Origin of the sequence: Herminiimonas sp. (assembly GCF_030645555.1) — a bacterium.
Lineage (GTDB): Bacteria > Pseudomonadota > Gammaproteobacteria > Burkholderiales > Burkholderiaceae_D > Oxalicibacterium.
Map to the genome: position 1 here is coordinate 1 of NZ_JAUSME010000152.1, position 17,915 is coordinate 17,915.

The window sequence follows — 17,915 nt, forward strand, 5'->3', positions numbered from 1 at the left end:
CTGCTATCGTCGATCACCATGATTTTCATATCAGCATTATCCAGTGATATTGTCATGATTCATCTCGTTAAACTGTGTCCACAATATACGGCGCATCAGTAACAAAAAGCAAGATTCTTTAGGTCAAGCCCCACAGCGCAAATAAATGGCCGTGGTTTTTAAACAAAAATTATCCAAATCACAACTATTGGCTTGCTGGTAAGGACTAGATGGCCACCATCTCGAAATCTTCCTTGCGTGCGCCGCATTCCGGACAGGTCCAGTTCATAGGCACATCGGCCCAGCGCGTCCCAGGTGCTATGCCTTCTGCCGGCAAGCCGGCTGCTTCATCGTAGATCCAGCCACAGATCAGGCACATCCAGGATTGAAATTGTTCGTTTGTTTCGTTATTGCTCACGGCTGACAGCCCTTCAAGTAAAATGCACAGTCAGCTATCTTAATATACCCGCCGTGCAAAACCAAACTTCTCCGCTTATATTAACTTTCGGACCTACCGACCCGGTGGGTGCGGTCGGCATCCAGGCTGACCTGGCCTCTTTTGCCGCCATGGGTTGTCACGGGTTGTCTGTCGTCACTGCACTGTTCATCGGTGATACCGCGCGCATAGAAGACATGCAGGTGATCGATCCCGACTGGGTCTCGGACCAGGCCCGCGTAGTGCTGGAAGACATGGCGGTCGCGGCCTTCAAGGTCGGCGCGGTCGGCAGCATAGAAAATGTCTCGGCGATCGCCGAAATCGTCTCCGACTATCCCGAAGTGCCATTAATCTTCGACCCTTTCCTCTCTTCGCTGCCTGACCAGGGACCGGACGCCGACGACATGCTGATGGCAACGCGCGAATTGCTGATTCCGCAAACCACGGTCTTGATCCTGTCGACGGTTGAGCTCTCACGCATGGCCGAAACCTGGCGCGAACCCTCCGAAGAAGACCTGATGGCAGTCGACGCAATGCGCCTGATCGAGATGGGCTGCGAATATGTATTCGTCACCGGCACACCATCCGATCTGACCGATGTGGCCAATACCCTGTTCGATGAAGGCGGCGTGATCCGCCAGGATAACTGGCAACGCATTTCCGGCTCATACAACGGTGCCGGCGCAACCCTGGGCGCAACCATCGCCGCCTTGCTGGCCAACGGACTCGATGTGCCGGAAGCGGTATTCGAGGCGCAGGAATTCACGATTGCATCGATCGCCAACGCGCAGCGTCTGGGCATGGGCAAACTGGTACCTGACCGCTATTTCTGGGCGCGTGAATCCGATGAGGAAATCGACCTCACGCCGCCCCTGCAGTAAATTCATTTTTTATTTCACGGTTCCCGCATGACATCCAATAACGACATTCTTTTTGCCCGCGCACAAAAAAGTACGCCGGGCGGCGTCAATTCGCCGGTACGCGCCTTCCGCTCGGTCGGTGGTACGCCACGTTTCATCAGCCGCGCCGAAGGCCCGTATATCTGGGATGCCGACGACCGCCGCTACATTGATTACATAGGTTCGTGGGGACCGGCCATAGTCGGCCACGCCCATCCAGCCGTCATCAAGGCGGTGCAGGATGCCGCCACACGCGGCCTGAGTTTTGGCGCCCCGACCGAAGGTGAAATCCTGATGGCGGAATTGATTTGCCAGCTGATGCCCTCCATCGAGCAAGTGCGCCTGGTTTCCAGCGGCACCGAAGCGGCGATGAGCGCCTTGCGCCTGGCGCGTGGCGCCACCGGTCGCGACACCATCATCAAATTTGAAGGCTGCTATCACGGTCACGCCGATTCCCTGCTGGTGAAAGCCGGCAGCGGCTTGCTGACCTTCGGCAATCCAACCTCGGCTGGCGTGCCGGAAGATTTCGCCAAGCACACCCTAGTGCTCGACTATAACAATCCGCAACAACTGGAAGACACCTTCAGGGAAATCGGTAACAAGATAGCCTGCGTGATCGTCGAACCGGTGGCCGGCAACATGAACCTGCTGCCCGCCACGCCGGAATTCCTGCACACCATGCGCCGCGTCTGTACCCAATACGGCGCCGTGATGATACTGGATGAAGTGATGTCCGGTTTCCGCGTGGCGCTGGGCGGCGCGCAATCGCTGTACGGGATACAGCCGGATCTGACCGTGCTGGGCAAAGTGATAGGCGGCGGTTTGCCGGTGGCCGCATTCGGCGGACGCGCAGACTTGATGCAGCATCTGGCGCCTATAGGCGGCGTCTATCAGGCCGGCACCCTGTCCGGCAATCCGGTCACGGTGGCAGCAGGCCTGGCGACGTTGAAACTGGTGCAGGCTCCCGGCTTCTATGAAGCGCTGGGCGCACAAACCAGCAAGCTGGTGCAAGGCTTGACGGCTGCAGCACAAGAAGCCGGCATCGCCTTCTCAGCCAACTCGGTCGGCGGCATGTTCGGCCTGTACTTCGCGGCTGAAAAACCGCAGTCTTACACAGAGATGATGAAGTGCGACGTTGCCAACTTCAATGCCTTCTTCCATGCGATGCTCGATGCCGGCGTCTATCTGGCGCCATCGGCATTTGAAGCAGGCTTCGTGTCGGCCCAGCATGACGATGCGATTATCGATGCGACGCTACAAACCGCACGTGCGGCATTTGCGCAATTGGCCAGGCGCTGATGTGTAACTGATGTCCACGCATCATGCGTGGACATCGTGCCTTACTTCAGCCAGCCGCGCCGGCGGAAGTACCAGAACGGCGTCACGGCAGAAGCCACCATCAACAGGATGGCCAACGGGTAACCGAAGGTCCAGTCCAATTCCGGCAAGACCTTGAAGTTCATGCCGTAGATGCTGGCGATCAATGTAGGCGGCAGGAAGGCGACCGATGCAACCGAGAATATCTTGATGATTTTATTCTGGTTGATGTTGATGAAACCGACCGTCGCATCCATCAGGAAGTTGATCTTGTCGAACAGGAAGGCAGTGTGGCCATCGAGCGATTCGATATCGCGCATGATCTGCCGCGCTTCTTCAAACTGCTCCGAGTTCAACAGGCGTCCGCGCATCAGGAAGCTGACTGCGCGCCGCGTATCCATCATGTTGCGACGGATGCGACCATTCAAATCCTCTTCATGCGCAATCGCATTCAGCGCGCCGGCTGCGTCCTGATCGGTCAACTCTTCCTGCAGCACGCTGCGACTGACTTCTTCCAGGCTTTGATATACGCCTTCGAGCGCATCGGCCGAATATTCGGCATCGGTGGCATACAGGTCCAGCAGCACATCCTTGTAATCGCCGATCGAACCGGGGCGTGAACGCGCGCGCATGCGCACCAGGCGGAAGATGGGCAAATCTTCCGAGTGCACTGAAAACAGCATGTCCCTGGCCAGGATAAAGGCGACCGTGATCACCCGCGACGGGCCGTCGTCCTCTTCCAGCAGGAAGTCGGTGCGCAGATGCAGGTCGCCGTTTTCCGCTTCGTAGTAGCGGGCGGAGGCTTCGATATCCTTGACTTCATCTTCGCCCGGCAAGGTCACGCCGTAGATGCTCTTGACCCAATCGCGCTCATCGTCATTCGGATCGGTCAGGTCTACCCACACCGGCGTAGTGTTTTCCAGATCGGCGCGGCTGTCGATATTGACCTGATTCAGGCGGCCATTCTGCAATACAAATACGTTAATCATAAGCTCTCCCAGTCGCGCCAGAAACACCAAGCATCGCCGATGCAGCACACAACTCGTCCTGCAGAGAGACTCTGCAAGTTCATTTAATTTTGAGGGAACGCGGCCATTAAATAGAATAAACAGGCCTGGACGCGACCACCCACCGAATCCGGCGAGAGGCGCTTGGCAACGTGGAGTTACAGCATACTCTCGCAGATTTGACCGTCGCAAGACGGCTGACAACTATAGGGACTACCCAAGACGGGTCTCCGAAAACGAAAACAGCGCAAGTGTACTGACAAGTACAACAGCTAGCAAGCCGTACGCGTTGACACCGGCAGTTTTCATAGAGGCATCCCTCTTCTGCGCACGGCGAGAAAAATCATGGCAATTCAGCCGAGCCCATGCGGCGCAAAATCAATTCCGTGCGGCGCGTCAGATAACCCGTGCCGCGATGGGTGTCGTAGAAACGCGGGTTCGGCAGCATGACCGCCAGGCGCGCAGCCTGAGCCGCCCCCAGCTGGGCGGCAGATACGCCGTAGTAATGCTGGGCCGCCGCTTCGGCGCCAAAAACGCCTACACCCCACTCAACCACATTCAGATAGATTTCAAAAATGCGTTCCTTGTCCATCCAGAATTCGAGCATGTAGGTAATGACAACTTCCTGTCCCTTGCGGATGTAACTGCGGTCGCCCGACAGGAACAGATTCTTGGCCAGCTGCTGCGTGATGTTAGAACCACCGGCGACCACCTTGCCCTTCTTGACATTCTTTTCATACGCTTTTTCCAGCGCAGCCCAATCGACGCCCTCATGGCCGGAAAAATTGGAATCCTCCGCTGCAATGATCGCCCGCTTCAGGTTGTTGGAAATGCGCTTGTAGGGCACCCACTTGTGCTTGAGTTGCGCTGCTGGATTCTTGTCCTGCAGGATAGACAGCTGCTGCCGCATGAAGCTCGTCGAGTCTGGATTGTGATTGACCCACCAGCCTATCTGGAGGAAGAAATAAAGCTGCACAAACAGGACCAGCAAGACTGGCACCAGGATCAGCCAGAACAACAGCTTGCGCAGAGTTTTCATTTTTATAGGTTCAGGTTGGAGCGGATTAAAGCCGGGTATGGGCGCTGCGGATCATATCTGTGCACGCAAGCTGCGCACTACAGCTGCTCGCGCAATTCTGCAAACACGGCAGCGGTTTCAGGACGTACGCCGCGCCATAGATAAAACGATTCTGCCGCCTGTTCGACCAGCATGCCGAGACCGTCGCGCGCAGTCGCGCCATGTTGCGTCGCAAAGCGCATGAAAGCGGTCGGCTCCTTCGCATACATCATGTCGTAAGCCAGTGTGCGCTTGCCAAAAACACGCGGCGAAATGGGTGGCACTTCGGAGGCGAGGCTGGCGGCAGTCGCATTGATGACGATGTCGAATGCATCATCCAGCGCGGCAAAATCGCCGACTTCCAGATGCGGATGGGCGGCGAATCTGTGCACCAGTTCCACCGCCTTCGATCGCGTGCGGTTGGCGACCACCAGCCTGGCTGGCTGTTCATTGAGCAAAGGCAGCAGCGCGCCACGCGCCGCGCCTCCGGCACCCAGCAGCAGCACTGATTTCCCAGTCAAGACAATACCGGCATTGCGCACGATGTCGCTTACCAGGCCTATGCCGTCGGTGTTATCGCCGAGAATTTCACCATCATCAAACTTCAGGGTATTGACTGCGCCGGCGGCGCGCGCGCGCTCGGTCAGCCTGGTTGATAATGCATATGCTTCCAGCTTGAAGGGCAGCGTCACATTCAAGCCCTTGCCGCCCTGGCGCACGAACTCCTGCACGCTCGCCACAAAGCCATCCAGCGGAGCCAGCAGGCGCTCATAGCTCAAGTCCTGTTGCGTCTGCAAGGCGAAGCGTGCATGGATCTCGGGGGATTTGCTGTGCGCGACCGGATTGCCGATCACTGCGTAATGGTCAGTCTTGCTGCTCACTCATTGGCCTCGTGTTTCAGTTTGCAATGCGTCATCGCGCGTAAAGCTGAAGCGCGTAATGATTTCCCATACATCATCCTTGCCGGTCGAACGCATATTGTCAGGGAATTTACCGAAAGGCACTGAGCGTCGCACGATGTTTATTGCAGCCTGATCCAGCGCCGGATTGCCGGAAGAGCGCTCGACGCGCGGCCCGCCATCCTTCATGTAAATCGAACCATCCTGAAAAATCGGAATGTAGAGCACCAGATCGCCATACATTTTCTTGCCATCCTTCTGCGGGAAATTCAGCGTGCCGTTTTTTTCTATGCGGTCCTGGAATGCCTTGTAATACGCAGCGTAGCCAACCTCGCGCGTGCTGGGTGTCAGCTGGGTTTTCTTCGGCCGCTTGTTGTAGTCCTCGATATCGCGCGAAATTTCCGCTTCCCGGCGCAGCAAAGCCTTCGCGCTATCAAGCATATCGGTCGCATTGCGCTGCGGCGGCACATCCTTGACCGGTTCGATGTCTGTCACCTGCTGCGTGCGGAATGGCGTTTTCTTGGCCAGTTGCGCCAGCAGTTTTTGCTGATGCCGCTCCAGCTCTTCCACCTTGCGCCTGGACGCCTTGGCGCTGTCGCCATCCTCGCTTTTGCGCAAATCCGGCAGCGGCGATTTGGCGCGCCCCGCATCCGCATTGCCGCCACCGTCAAGATTGGCTTGCGCCAGCGCGTCGGCTTTCAACGGTTGCTTGTCATGCTTGGCATTGACCAGTATGACTTCCAGTCCGGGATCGGTCGGCTTGAACTTGAATGCCTCCGGCGCCGTGAAGTGCACGGCCAGCAAGGCAGCATGCGCCAGCACGGAGAACGTGACGGCGATGGTCAAAATGCGGTTCTGGAATAGGGACTTCACGCGTTGGATAGCTGACAGTGATAATTGAAGGAATGAATTCTACGTCAAACACCGGCCGAATTTAACGAACTTGCCATTGCTCATTCCGGCGCAACCGTCGCGGCCGGCGACACTTCTACTGCGGTCACTTCATCCGGCACCGGCTCGGCATCGCCTTCCTGCAAGTCTTCACTCATGTCGTCAGCCAGTTCAGCATCCGCCGTGCCGCTCGCATCCTGCGTGATGTCGAGCAGGCGCGCCTCTATCGTCAGGTCGACTTCATCCCAGCGCAGCAGGTCCAGCTTGACTTGCGAACCGCGCGCCACCTGCGGCATGCCGGGCAATTTGATGACCAGCGGAATATCGAGCAGGCGCAGTATCTCGTCCTTCAATACCGTCGCCTCAACCTTCATCGTGTCTTCCCGCCCTTTTTCCTGGCTCAGCCAGCGCAGACACCAGTAACGCTCCATGTCGGACTGGAATGCAGCATAGGCGCTGTAGGCCGCATCAAAGGCAGAAACGATGGCGAACAGATCGGCATCGCGCTGCTTGAATGGCGCCGCCAGCGGCGCCGTCACGCCGTGCTCTATGCAAGCCAGGATTTGCCATTGATTGACCAGGTCGGTGTAGCGACGCAGCGGCGAAGTACTCCACGCATACTGATCGACACCCAGGCCTTGATGGGGCGCCGCATGCGTCTGCATGCGCACCTGCATCTTGGCCGCCCAGCCGTTGCCGGAACCGCCGCCCTGCGCACGATAAATGCCGGGTACGCCATGCTCATGCAAGAGTTTGCCCCAGGTGCTGTTGGTCAGAATCGCCAGTTCCGCCACGATCTTGTCGAGCGGCGCGCCGCGCTTGCGGCGCTGGATAGAGACGATATCGTTTTCAACATAGAAGTTGAAGTCGATGCGATTGTTCTGCTCCGGCCGCAGGCCGAAACTTTCGCGCTTGGCCATGCGGCCCTGTTCCAGCAGCTGGGCCCATTTCCACAACAGCGAAATATCTTCCTTGTATGGATAATCGCCGACATCGCTGGCCAGATTTTCTTCAGTCACGTATGCGTCGAGATCGTTGTGACGCAGATTGGCGGCAATCGGTACACATTCAGCGCGGGTCTCGGTCGCAAGGACGGACCAGTCGGCAGTATCCAGCGTCACATACAGCGACAGCGCCGGGCAAACCTTGCCTTCGGCAAGCGTGAAGACCTCGACCACGGTATCCGGCAGCATAGTAATCTTGTCGCCTGGCATATAGACAGTAGACAGGCGCTGGCGCGCCAGCACATCCAGCGCATCGTCACGCTTGATGCCAAGCGCGGGTGCGGCGATGTGTATGCCTATGCGTACCTTGCCATCGGCCAGCCGGGTCACCGACATCGCATCATCGATTTCCGTCGTCGTCACATCGTCGATGGAAAATGCCTGCACGTCGGCGACCGGCAAGGATGGCATGGCCGGGAACGTAATCTCGGGAAAGGCGATCCCTTTAGGGAAGGACTCGAACAGGAATTTGGAAAAATGCAGATCCTTCGGCGACTTGATCCCCCCGACTGCCAGCATCAAGCGCTGCGGCGCAATCTGCATTTCGCTGCATGCCGTATCCAGTGCCTTGTATTCGATCGAATTCTTGTCCGGCTTGAACAAGAGTTGCAAGACCAGCGGACGCATCGCATCCGGCAAGCGATGCGCCTTCAATTCTTCCACGTATTGCGCCTGCACCAGCGCCTGCTGGCGCTTTTTCTCGACCCCGGCTAGGGCTGCTTTCAACGACGCTTCCGGCGCGGCCTTGTAGCGGCCCTTGCCTTTTTTATAGAAGTAAATCGGCGCTGCATGCAGACGCAGGATCAAGCCGGCAGCTTCATGCGGCTTGGGATCATGGCCGAAATATTCAGTGCCCAATTCGGCAAAACCGAACTCGTCCTGGCCCGCGACTTCCCACAGAAAATCGAGATCGATTTCTTCTGCAATCGCATGCGCATCCGCCATGAACTCGCTGGGCGCCGGCGAGGCAAATTGCAGCAACACATCCTTGGCGCGAACCTTGGTGCGTTTGCCGGATGGCATTTCAACCTGGTAGGCCTCGCCCTGCTGCGACATCGCGCTACCGGCCTTGAAGTCGCCGGATTCATCAAAAAATAGATTCATTCAATACTTTGCTATTAATACTGTTACTGGAACAGATACGGTTATCGACTTCTCTCGCAGTGCTGCTTGAGACAAGTCACTCATGAATGCAAGCTGATGCGCTATGCGCACGGACTTGCCTGATTTTTCCTGATCGTGTGGATCTGCGGCAGAAAAATCTCTGTCACCAGCAGTAATCCTTTGCCACGTTTATATAAACAACGACGCGCAAATAGCGGGCCGCTCAATTCTTCACCCAGCACTGCTGCGGCGCGCAGCACCAGTGGATGTTGCGCATGCAAGCGGGCATATTCCATTGCGCCGCGCCAGACGCGCGGATCGCCAAACAGCGTAGTGCCCAGCGAGCGCTCACCCAATGTGCCGAAAAACGGCCAGTCGGATGCGGTGGCGCAAAGCGGCACTATCGTATGCGCATAGACTACCGGAGTTTCATCGCAGCGCAGCAGCACTTCGCGCTCCTGCACCAGCACGCGGCGTGACAGTGCTACTTTGTCAAACTCATCCGCCAGGGCAAGCGCACGTCCTTGCGCCAGACGCTGCACGCGAAAGCGCTCGCAGCGCGCCATCAATTTCACCGTCAGCGACATTGCATCGGTCAGCCAGCGGCGGATTTCTGCCGACGGATGAACGCCATTCACATGGGTGCACCATTGCGCCTGCGACGCTCTGCGATAACTCACTGCATCGCCCCGCCAGCCACGCCGCAAAAAGCCAGTACTTCATCCGCGTAATGCGCGAAATCCGATATCCCGTGATCGCTGCCCGTTATCACGTGCTGCCTGGCACCTGGAAACTGCGCGACCATTTCCCGCCAGTCGAGCAACTCGTCGCCAGTCGCCGCTATCAGGAAATAACGTTCCGGATGCGTAATCCGTGCTACCTCCAGCGCCTTCAATTCGTCTATATACGCGGACTTGAATTCAAATGCTTCGTTCGAATGATATTGCGTCTTGACACCCACCTGCGAGGCCAGATCACGTGCCGCATGCACTGCCGGATTAAGCAAGACTGCGCGACAACCCAGCCGCTCGGCCAGCCAGGTGGCGTAATAGCCGCCCAGCGAAGAACCGATCAGGGTCAGTTCCGACGGCGCCACCCTGCCCGCAATTTCGAGCGCCTGCGCGATCGCAGCTTGCGGCGATGCCGGCAATTGCGGGCAGAGGTATTCATCGCCGCGGCCCAGCGCCTGCATGCGGCTGGCCAGCAAGCTGGTTTTAGTCGAGAGAGGCGAAGAACGAAAGCCGTGCAGATACAAAATCATGAGGCCAGCAGATCCAGAATTTTTTGATGCACGCCGCCAAAGCCACCATTGCTCATGACCAGGATCTGGTCGCCCGACTGCGCGCTTTTGGCTATCGCCGCGGCCAGCGCTGGCAAATCATGAAAGGCATGGGCCTTGTCGCCGAGCGGCGCCAGCGCCTCGCCCAGATCCCAGCCCAGCGCATCCTTGCCATTGCCGCTGGCGCCATAGCCAAACACCAGATCGGCATCAACCAGGCTGGCGGGCAAGGCATCCTTCATCGTGCCCAGTTTCATCGTATTCGAGCGCGGCTCCAGCACGGCTAGTATGCGAGCCTTGCCGACCTTCTTGCGCAAGCCGGCCACCGTGGTCGCAATCGCGGTTGGATGATGGGCAAAATCGTCATAGACCGCGATCTGATTGACGATGCCGCGCAGCTCCATGCGGCGCTTGACGTTTTCAAACTGCCCCAGCGCAGCGATTGCCTGTGCCGGCAACACGCCTACATGGCGCGCAGCGGCTATCGCCGCCAGTGCATTCAGGCGATTGTGTTCGCCCGTCAGCGACCAGCTCACGCACCCTTGCAAGTCGCCATTGAAAATCACATCAAAATTGCCGTCATCGTGGGTCTTGATCGCCCAGCCGGCTTGATCCTTGCTGCCAAACCATTCAACCCCACTCCAGCAGCCGCGCTGTATCACGCGCTGCAGCGAGGCTTCCTGCCCATTGGCGATCACGCGACCGACACCCGGCACGGTACGCACCAGGTGATGGAATTGCGTTTCTATCGCCGCCAGGTCGGGGAAGATATCGGCGTGGTCGTATTCCAGATTGTTCAGGATCGCGGTTTTCGCATGGTAGTGAACAAACTTGCTGCGCTTGTCGAAAAAGGCCGTGTCGTATTCATCGGCTTCGATCACGAAGAATGACGATTCCTTGCCGCTGCCGGACAGGCGCGCCGAAATACCGAAGTTCATCGGCACGCCGCCAATCAGGAAGCCGGGATCGTAACCAGCGTCTTCAAGTATCCATGCCAGCATGGCCGAAGTCGTTGTCTTGCCGTGCGTGCCTGCCACAGCGAGCACCCACTTACCTTGCAGTATGTGTTCGCCTATCCATTGCGGACCGGAGGTGTAAGGCAGGCCGCGATTGAGGATTTCTTCCATCAAGGGATTGCCACGCGAGACGACATTGCCTATCACATAGAGGTCAGGCGCCAAACTGATTTGCTCAGTGCCATAACCTTCAATGAGCTTGATGCCTTGCGCTTCAAGCTGCGTGCTCATGGGTGGATAGACGTTGGCATCACAACCGGTAACCGTATGGCCGGCGGCTTTTGCCAGCACTGCCAAACCACCCATGAAGGTGCCGCAAACGCCAAGTATGTGTATATGCATTGTAGAATTCTGGATTGGAATAAGCAGATTTTACCTGACGACGGGCTAGTGCCGGCAGGAGTATCATGCGCATCATGCCAACTCACCCCCTCTCCGATACCGAATTGCTGCGCGCTGAAATCGCCACGGCGGCCGCGCGCATGATAGCCGAAGACGGCGTCGACTACGGCACTGCCAAACGCAAGGCGGTCAAACAGATACTCGGCAACAACAAGGTGCGCGGCGACGTGCTGCCGGATAATGCAATGCTGGAAGAAGAGGTGCGCCTCTATAACGAACTGTTTTTTGGCGATACGCAACCTGCGCGCCTGTTGCATTTGCGCAATCTGGCCGTGCGCATGATGGCCGAACTGGCTCCATTCCAGCCGCATCTGACCGGCGCAGTCTTGAATGGCACGGCGGGCGCACATTCAGATATCCATCTGCAATTGTTTACCGAGAGCGCAAAAGACGTTGAAATCTACCTGTTAAACAAAAACATCGATTTTGAAGTTTCCGAATCCAGCCACTTCAAGGGTCGCAGCGATCCAGTCGAAACCCTCAGTTTCATCTGGCAACAGGAAGGCATACACCTGGCGCTATATGAAACCGACGACCTGCGCGGCGCCATCAGGAAATCCCCATCAGGCCGGCAGGAACGCGCAGATATCCATGCCGTGCGCGCACTGATTATTCAAGAAAATACACAAGAAAACGGGCAAAAATGAAATCCAAGGTATTCTTATTTGGCGCAGTTGCACTCCTTTTTGCCGGCATCGGCGTGTATTTTGGCGTCCAGCAGCACACCCCTGCCGCACCCGAGTCACCTGCGGTCGCGACCTTTTTTGCCCAAAAGATGGAAGATGCCAACGGCAATATGCATACGCTGGCGCAATGGCAAGGAAAAACGCTGATCCTTAACTTTTGGGCAACATGGTGTGCGCCTTGCGTAGAAGAAATGCCGGAATTGACCGCGCTGCAAACCGAACTGGCAGCGAAAAACATACAGATACTCGGCATAGGGATAGACTCGCCCAGCAATATCCGTGCATTTGCCGCCAAATATAAAATTACTTACCCGCTATATATAGCAGGGATGACGGGTACCGAATTGTCCCGACAGTTCGGCAATCAGGCTGGCGGCCTGCCTTACACAGTGATTGTTGGGCCCAAGGGCGATGTCAAAAAGACTTATCTTGGCCGCCTGAATATCGAACAGCTGCGCAACGATCTCAACACCCTTTGACACCGATACGAGATTTCCGCTTGCCAGCCCAAGCCATTTAGCGGCAAAATGCGGCTTCATCGTCAAACGGAGTTGTATCTCCATGGCAAAAAACATTCTTTTATTGAACGGCCCTAACCTGAACCTGCTGGGTACGCGCGAGCCTGAAGTCTATGGCGCGACCACGCTGGCTGAGGTTGAGCAGGCGGCAGTCAAGCAGGCTGCCCAGGCCGGGGCCACGCTGCTTGCATTCCAGAGCAATCATGAAGGTGCGCTGATAGATCGTATCCAGGCGGCGAAAGCCGAAGGGGTGGATGCTATCGTCATCAATCCGGGCGGCTTGACGCACAGCAGCGTATCATTGCGCGACGCACTGGCATCGGTAGCGATTCCATTTGTGGAAATACACGTTTCAAACATACATCAGCGCGAGGCATTCCGTCACCAATCCTATCTGTCCGGCATCGCCGTTGGCGTGATTTGCGGATTGGGTGTAGAAGGATATGCAGCCGCCATCTCATACGCACTCAAAAAGCTTTAATACCCATCATTTGTCGACAATAGCTTATAATTGTCGCCATCTTTAATCATAAAAACTAAAAATTCTAAGGAATTCCCCATGGATTTACGCAAACTCAAGACGCTTATCGACCTGGTAGCCGAATCGGATATCGCCGAACTGGAAGTCACTGAAGGCGAAAGCAAGGTCCGCATCCTGAAGTCATCGCCAGTCGCGCAAAACCAGGTCGTGATGATGCAGCCACAAGGCGCGCAACAATATGCTCCAGCCGCTGCACCTGTTGCCGCAGCAGTAGCCGCTCCGGTTGTGCCTGAAATCAAGGGCCATATCGTCAAATCGCCTATGGTAGGCAGTTTTTACCGTTCATCCGCCCCTGGCTCACCGGCATTCGTTGAAGTCGGCTCAGTGGTTAAGGAAGGCGACACCTTGTGCATTATCGAAGCGATGAAGCTGCTCAATGAAATCGATGCAGACGCTTCCGGCGTCATCAAGGAAATCCTGGTCGAAAACGGCCAGCCAGTCGAATTCGGTCAGCCTTTATTTATCATCGGCTAATGATGGAAGACGGGGAGTACCGGCAACCTGCCGCTCCTGTCTTTGATCTGGCTGCCTTGATTCCATCCTTATAACGACGAGTCCCGTTCCCACTATGTTTGAAAAAATTCTCATTGCCAATCGCGGCGAGATTGCCTTGCGTATCCAGCGCGCCTGCCGCGAAATGGGTATCAAAACCGTGGTCGTCCATTCCGAGGCAGACCGCGATGCCAAATACGTCAAGCTGGCCGACGAGTCGGTGTGCATAGGCCCTGCGCCATCCACGCTCAGTTACCTGAACATGCCGGCCATTATCAGCGCGGCAGAAGTCACCGATGCTGAAGCGATCCACCCGGGCTATGGCTTCCTGTCTGAAAATGCCGACTTCGCCGAGCGCGTGGAACAATCCGGCTTTGTCTTCATCGGCCCGCGTTCGGAATCGATACGCATGATGGGCGACAAGGTATCGGCCAAACAGGCGATGATCAAAGCCGGCGTGCCATGCGTGCCCGGCTCGGAAGGCGCCTTGCCGGAAGACTCGAAAGAAATCATCCAGATCGCACGTCAGGTCGGCTATCCGGTCATCATCAAGGCAGCCGGCGGCGGCGGCGGACGCGGCATGCGTGTCGTGCATACCGAAGCAGCATTGCTGAACGCCGTCACGATGACCAAGACGGAAGCCGGCGCTGCGTTCGGCAATCCGGAAGTCTATATGGAGAAATTCCTGGAAAATCCACGCCATGTGGAAATCCAGATCCTGGCCGACGAATTCAAGAATGCAATCTGGCTGGGCGAACGCGATTGCTCGATGCAGCGCCGCCATCAAAAGGTGCTGGAAGAAGCGCCGGCACCCGGCATTCCGCGCAAGACCATAGAACGCATAGGCGATCGTTGCGCCGAAGCGTGCCGCAAGATGGGCTATCGCGGTGCCGGCACCTTCGAATTCCTGTATGAAAACGGCGAGTTCTATTTCATCGAAATGAATACCCGGGTACAGGTCGAACATCCGGTCACTGAAATGATCACCGGCATCGACATCGTGCAGGAGCAGATCCGCATCGCTGCCGGCGAAAAACTGCGTTACCGCCAGCGCGATATCGTGTTGAACGGCCATGCAATCGAATGCCGCATCAATGCCGAAGACCCGTTCAAGTTCACGCCATCGCCAGGCAAGATCATTTCCTGGCATGCACCGGGCGGTCCCGGCATACGCGTGGATTCGCATGCCTATGCCGGTTACTACGTGCCGCCAAATTACGATTCTATGGTCGGCAAGGTCATCGCGTATGGCGCCACGCGCGAGCAAGCCATCCGCCGCATGCAAATTGCGCTGTCGGAAATGGTCGTCGAAGGCATACTCACCAACATCCCGCTGCATCGCGAGTTGATGGTGGATGCGCGCTTTATCGAAGGCGGCACCAACATACACTACCTGGAACACAAGCTGGCTGAGCGGCCCGACTTGTCGAAAAAGGCATAATCGCAGACTGCCATAGGGGATGGATTTTCATCTCCGGCTAACTTGCTGCGAAATCAGCGTCGCAACAGCGCATTGCTGTTGCGACGATCTGCATAAAATCTGTCTGTCATCCCGCCGGCTTCAGGCACTCAGCCAATATAATAGGCTGCACAGTCATACATCGAGGTATTCATGAGCTGGACCGAAATTGTCATCGAAGTCGCCCGTACGCACGCGGAAGCATTGTCCGATGCGTTGATCGACGCCGGTGCATTGTCAGTCTCGGTGGAAGATGCCGATTTCGGTACCGCCGCCGAGCAACCGCTGTTCGGCGAACCCGGCATGGAACCAAAGGAAGCGGCGTGGGAACACAGCCGCGTCGTTGCATTGACGCCGGTCGAAGCCGATCAGGCCGCCATCGTCGCCGCGGCGGCAAGTGCGATCGGCCTGGCACACTCCGAGGTGGCATTTACCCTGCGCCCGGTGGCAGACCAGGATTGGGTGCGTCTGACCCAATCACAATTCGAACCCATCCATATCGGCAAGAATATCTGGGTCGTGCCGAGCTGGCATGACGCCCCCGACCCGAGTGCGCTGGTGCTCGAACTCGATCCCGGCCTGGCCTTCGGCACCGGCAGCCATCCGACCACGCGCCTGTGCATGGAATGGCTGGAAGCCAACGCACCAGCCGGCCTGACCGTACTCGATTACGGTTGCGGCTCCGGCATACTGGCGATGGTCGCAAAAAAACTCGGCGCGGAAAAAGTCGTCGGCATAGACATCGACCCGCAAGCAATCGAATCTGCCATTTTCAATACCGAGCGCAATCATTGCGAGGTCGCCTATTACCTGCCAGACGACTTTGCCGCATCCGGACAGACGCATGCCTTTGACGTCGTCGTCGCCAATATTCTGGCCAATCCATTGAAGCTGATGGCGCCCATGCTGGCAGGACGCATCAAGCCGGGCGGCAGACTGGTATTGTCGGGCGTACTGGCCACGCAAGTTGAAGAAGTCGCGGCAGCTTATGCGCCCTTCCTCACATTGACGGTATGGGCAGAACATGAGGGCTGGGTTGCATTGGCCGGCCAATTGTCACCCCTAGCAGAATCGTCAGGGCAGTAGCGAGCGCCATGGCACTTGCGACGCAATGTCCCCACTGCCAAACGACGTTTCGCGTCGCGCATGACCAATTGAAGTTGCGTGCAGGACTGGTACGTTGCGGCCACTGCAAGGAAATCTTCAACGGCATAGAACATTTGCTACCTCCCGACGATGCCGAGGCGGCGGAGGCAGGGACTGAACCGCCAGCGCGCGCCATTGCCACTCCCCCGCCATACATCGCGCCTGCAGTAACAGCTCCGGCATCGTCCGACATACCTGCATCGGACGATGCACAGGATGCAGAAGAGGCCTTCGCCGCCGCGCCAGATGTGCCAGCAGCATCGAGCCGGCTCGATTTCGACATTCCGGCTGCATTTGAACGCGAAGCCGAACCCTCGCCGCTGCCTGCGCCGCAGGATGAAGACAAGCCGGATAATCCCAACCCATTAGAGCGCATGACCCTGATGGATTTCACGCAAGACCGGCCGGATCAGATGGCTGGCGATGAAGATGAAATAGAGCAGCGCGAACTCAGCAACGCCGAAAGTTTTCGCCGCGCCTACGACCCGACTGTGCCGGACGAACTGGATGAGGCAATTGAGGATTTGCAGCGCAAACCGTGGCGCAGCACAAAAAGAACTGTCCGGACCAAGAAGCGGGAAGTACGCAAGGATAGCGATGCGGAAGACGAGCCGGGTTTTGTCAGGCGCGGTCGCCGCCAGCAACGCATGGGCAGACGATTGCGCATACTGCTCGGCATCAGCTGCTTCATCTTATTGATAGCCGCGCTGCTGCAAGGCAGCTACCTGTTCCGCAATCAGATCGCCGGCCTGTTCCCGCAAGCCAAACCTTTCCTGACGCAGGTGTGCGATGCACTGGGTTGCCGCATAGACCTGCCGGCACAGATTGCCGCCGTATCGATAGAATCCAGTGAATTGCAAACCCTGGCCGAGAATAAAAATACGTTTGTACTCACTACGCTGCTGCGCAACTACAGCGACAGCCTGCAGCAATGGCCGCACATAGAACTGACACTCAACGATGCAAATGAAAAACCGCTCTTGCGCCGCGTATTCAAACCGGCCGATTATCTGAGCGAGGCTGAAGTGCGGGCAGGATTTTCCGCCAGCAGCGAGCATAGCGCCAAGCTGTCTTTCGAACTGGAACAAATCAAGGCATCCGGCTATCGCGTGTATCTGTTCTATCCCTGAAAAATCAGTGCAAAAAACGACGCTTCAACTGATGATCGCTACCCTCTCTGTTACCTGAAGCAGGCATGCGCTGATGGCCGTTTACGGCGCGTGCAGTGTATGATTGCGGGCAATTTACCATCCCTACTCACCATTACTTAGCTCATCCATGAAATCATTAATCTGCGGTTCGCTAGCCTTCGATACGATCATGTCATTCGAAAGCCGTTTTTCTGAAGCACTGCTGGCCGACCAGCTGCATAAAATCAATGTATCTTTCCTGGTGCCGGAAATCCGGCGCGAGTTTGGTGGCTGTGCCGGCAATATCGGATACAACCTGAAGCTGCTGGGCGGCGATCCGCTGATCATGGCGACCCTAGGCCAGGATGGCGCATCCTACCGCGAGCGTCTTGAGCAATTGCAGATATCCCAGCAATGCATCAAAACGATAGACACGTCCTACACTGGGCAAGCCTTCATCACGACCGATACCGACAACAATCAAATCACCGCCTTCCACCCCGGCGCGATGAGCTTTGCGCACGAAAACAAGGTAGCGGATGCCGGCAAGGTCAGCATCGCCATCATCGCGCCAGATGGCCGCGACGGCATGCTGCAGCATGCACGGGAGTTTCACGCAGCACACATTCCCTTCATTTTCGATCCGGGCCAGG

Annotated in this window: 19 protein-coding genes; 10 read left to right on the forward strand and 9 right to left on the reverse strand. The window is 56.9% G+C overall.

Annotated elements, in window-relative coordinates; all coding sequences use genetic code 11:
• Positions 1-205 precede the first annotated feature (205 nt).
• Positions 206-358: a rubredoxin gene (locus tag Q7T06_RS06185; RefSeq protein WP_370652345.1), complete on the reverse strand. Its 153-nt coding sequence runs from the start codon at positions 356-358 to the stop codon at positions 206-208.
• A 92-nt stretch (positions 359-450) separates the two neighbouring features.
• Between Q7T06_RS06185 and Q7T06_RS06190 the strand changes: the two genes are divergently transcribed.
• Together Q7T06_RS06190 and hemL are read left to right on the forward strand one after the other, a co-directional pair.
• Positions 451-1,296, forward strand: coding sequence for a hydroxymethylpyrimidine/phosphomethylpyrimidine kinase (locus tag Q7T06_RS06190; protein WP_304781977.1), 846 nt, complete (start codon positions 451-453; stop codon positions 1,294-1,296).
• Between the two features lie 27 nt (positions 1,297-1,323).
• Positions 1,324-2,613 carry a glutamate-1-semialdehyde 2,1-aminomutase gene (gene hemL, locus Q7T06_RS06195; protein ID WP_304781980.1) on the forward strand — a complete coding sequence of 430 codons (1,290 nt, stop codon included), beginning with the start codon at positions 1,324-1,326 and terminating at the stop codon, positions 2,611-2,613.
• A 41-nt stretch (positions 2,614-2,654) separates the two neighbouring features.
• Here hemL and corA read toward each other — a convergent pair whose 3' ends face one another.
• The 8 genes from corA to mpl all read right to left on the reverse strand — a co-directional run bounded on the left by corA (position 2,655) and on the right by mpl (position 11,230).
• Complete coding sequence (gene corA, locus Q7T06_RS06200) at positions 2,655-3,620, reverse strand: magnesium/cobalt transporter CorA (RefSeq protein WP_304781983.1); 966 nt, start codon at positions 3,618-3,620, stop codon at positions 2,655-2,657.
• 361 nt (positions 3,621-3,981) lie between these two features.
• A complete protein-coding gene (gene mtgA / locus Q7T06_RS06205; protein WP_304781987.1) occupies positions 3,982-4,677 on the reverse strand; it encodes a monofunctional biosynthetic peptidoglycan transglycosylase in 696 nt (231 codons plus the stop codon).
• Between the two features lie 77 nt (positions 4,678-4,754).
• Positions 4,755-5,576 (reverse strand): shikimate dehydrogenase, encoded by an 822-nt coding sequence (gene aroE, locus Q7T06_RS06210; RefSeq protein ID WP_304781990.1) that lies wholly within the window; start codon positions 5,574-5,576, stop codon positions 4,755-4,757.
• The gene (locus tag Q7T06_RS06215) at positions 5,577-6,467 is read right to left on the reverse strand and encodes a TonB C-terminal domain-containing protein (protein WP_304781993.1); all 891 of its coding nucleotides are present in this window, start codon (positions 6,465-6,467) and stop codon (positions 5,577-5,579) included. It abuts the gene before it with no gap.
• Between the two features lie 80 nt (positions 6,468-6,547).
• Positions 6,548-8,593 carry a ribonuclease catalytic domain-containing protein gene (locus tag Q7T06_RS06220; protein ID WP_304781996.1) on the reverse strand — a complete coding sequence of 682 codons (2,046 nt, stop codon included), beginning with the start codon at positions 8,591-8,593 and terminating at the stop codon, positions 6,548-6,550.
• 101 nt (positions 8,594-8,694) lie between these two features.
• Positions 8,695-9,273 carry a chorismate lyase gene (locus Q7T06_RS06225; protein WP_304781999.1) on the reverse strand — a complete coding sequence of 193 codons (579 nt, stop codon included), beginning with the start codon at positions 9,271-9,273 and terminating at the stop codon, positions 8,695-8,697.
• Positions 9,270-9,854 (reverse strand): YqiA/YcfP family alpha/beta fold hydrolase, encoded by a 585-nt coding sequence (locus Q7T06_RS06230; RefSeq protein ID WP_304782003.1) that lies wholly within the window; start codon positions 9,852-9,854, stop codon positions 9,270-9,272. The genes Q7T06_RS06225 and Q7T06_RS06230 overlap by 4 nt, the downstream gene beginning before the upstream one ends.
• Entirely contained in the window at positions 9,851-11,230 is a 1,380-nt protein-coding gene (gene mpl / locus Q7T06_RS06235) for a UDP-N-acetylmuramate:L-alanyl-gamma-D-glutamyl-meso-diaminopimelate ligase (protein ID WP_304782007.1), read from the reverse strand. Before mpl ends, Q7T06_RS06230 begins: the two co-directional genes overlap by 4 nt.
• 74 nt (positions 11,231-11,304) lie before the next feature.
• Between mpl and Q7T06_RS06240 the strand changes: the two genes are divergently transcribed.
• From Q7T06_RS06240 to Q7T06_RS06275, 8 genes are all read left to right on the forward strand, one after another.
• A complete protein-coding gene (locus tag Q7T06_RS06240; protein ID WP_304782010.1) occupies positions 11,305-11,937 on the forward strand; it encodes a hypothetical protein in 633 nt (210 codons plus the stop codon).
• Positions 11,934-12,455: a TlpA disulfide reductase family protein gene (locus tag Q7T06_RS06245; protein WP_304782013.1), complete on the forward strand. Its 522-nt coding sequence runs from the start codon at positions 11,934-11,936 to the stop codon at positions 12,453-12,455. The genes Q7T06_RS06240 and Q7T06_RS06245 overlap by 4 nt, the downstream gene beginning before the upstream one ends.
• An 82-nt stretch (positions 12,456-12,537) precedes the next feature.
• Positions 12,538-12,975 carry a type II 3-dehydroquinate dehydratase gene (gene aroQ / locus Q7T06_RS06250; protein ID WP_304782016.1) on the forward strand — a complete coding sequence of 146 codons (438 nt, stop codon included), beginning with the start codon at positions 12,538-12,540 and terminating at the stop codon, positions 12,973-12,975.
• 78 nt (positions 12,976-13,053) lie between these two features.
• Positions 13,054-13,509, forward strand: coding sequence for an acetyl-CoA carboxylase biotin carboxyl carrier protein (accB, locus tag Q7T06_RS06255; RefSeq protein WP_304782019.1), 456 nt, complete (start codon positions 13,054-13,056; stop codon positions 13,507-13,509).
• A gap of 94 nt (positions 13,510-13,603) precedes the next feature.
• Positions 13,604-14,968: an acetyl-CoA carboxylase biotin carboxylase subunit gene (gene accC / locus Q7T06_RS06260; RefSeq protein WP_304782022.1), complete on the forward strand. Its 1,365-nt coding sequence runs from the start codon at positions 13,604-13,606 to the stop codon at positions 14,966-14,968.
• 171 nt (positions 14,969-15,139) lie between these two features.
• Positions 15,140-16,072, forward strand: coding sequence for a 50S ribosomal protein L11 methyltransferase (gene prmA, locus Q7T06_RS06265; RefSeq protein ID WP_304782027.1), 933 nt, complete (start codon positions 15,140-15,142; stop codon positions 16,070-16,072).
• Between the two features lie 8 nt (positions 16,073-16,080).
• Positions 16,081-17,262, forward strand: coding sequence for a DUF3426 domain-containing protein (locus tag Q7T06_RS06270; RefSeq protein WP_304782030.1), 1,182 nt, complete (start codon positions 16,081-16,083; stop codon positions 17,260-17,262).
• Between the two features lie 148 nt (positions 17,263-17,410).
• Positions 17,411-17,915: PfkB family carbohydrate kinase (locus Q7T06_RS06275; protein WP_304782033.1), on the forward strand; the 505-nt coding region annotated here is incomplete at its 3' end.

Coding starts and splice junctions, on each gene's coding strand:
- Q7T06_RS06220 (WP_304781996.1), bottom strand. CDS start 8,593: ATGAATCTATTTTTTGATGAATCCGGCGACTTCAAGGCCGGTAGCGCG.
- prmA (WP_304782027.1), top strand. CDS start 15,140: ATGAGCTGGACCGAAATTGTCATCGAAGTCGCCCGTACGCACGCGGAA.
- mtgA (WP_304781987.1), bottom strand. CDS start 4,677: ATGAAAACTCTGCGCAAGCTGTTGTTCTGGCTGATCCTGGTGCCAGTC.
- accC (WP_304782022.1), top strand. CDS start 13,604: ATGTTTGAAAAAATTCTCATTGCCAATCGCGGCGAGATTGCCTTGCGT.
- corA (WP_304781983.1), bottom strand. CDS start 3,620: ATGATTAACGTATTTGTATTGCAGAATGGCCGCCTGAATCAGGTCAAT.
- hemL (WP_304781980.1), top strand. CDS start 1,324: ATGACATCCAATAACGACATTCTTTTTGCCCGCGCACAAAAAAGTACG.
- Q7T06_RS06185 (WP_370652345.1), bottom strand. CDS start 358: ATGTGCCTGATCTGTGGCTGGATCTACGATGAAGCAGCCGGCTTGCCG.
- Q7T06_RS06230 (WP_304782003.1), bottom strand. CDS start 9,854: ATGATTTTGTATCTGCACGGCTTTCGTTCTTCGCCTCTCTCGACTAAA.
- Q7T06_RS06245 (WP_304782013.1), top strand. CDS start 11,934: ATGAAATCCAAGGTATTCTTATTTGGCGCAGTTGCACTCCTTTTTGCC.
- mpl (WP_304782007.1), bottom strand. CDS start 11,230: ATGCATATACACATACTTGGCGTTTGCGGCACCTTCATGGGTGGTTTG.
- Q7T06_RS06270 (WP_304782030.1), top strand. CDS start 16,081: ATGGCACTTGCGACGCAATGTCCCCACTGCCAAACGACGTTTCGCGTC.
- aroQ (WP_304782016.1), top strand. CDS start 12,538: ATGGCAAAAAACATTCTTTTATTGAACGGCCCTAACCTGAACCTGCTG.
- accB (WP_304782019.1), top strand. CDS start 13,054: ATGGATTTACGCAAACTCAAGACGCTTATCGACCTGGTAGCCGAATCG.
- Q7T06_RS06240 (WP_304782010.1), top strand. CDS start 11,305: ATGCCAACTCACCCCCTCTCCGATACCGAATTGCTGCGCGCTGAAATC.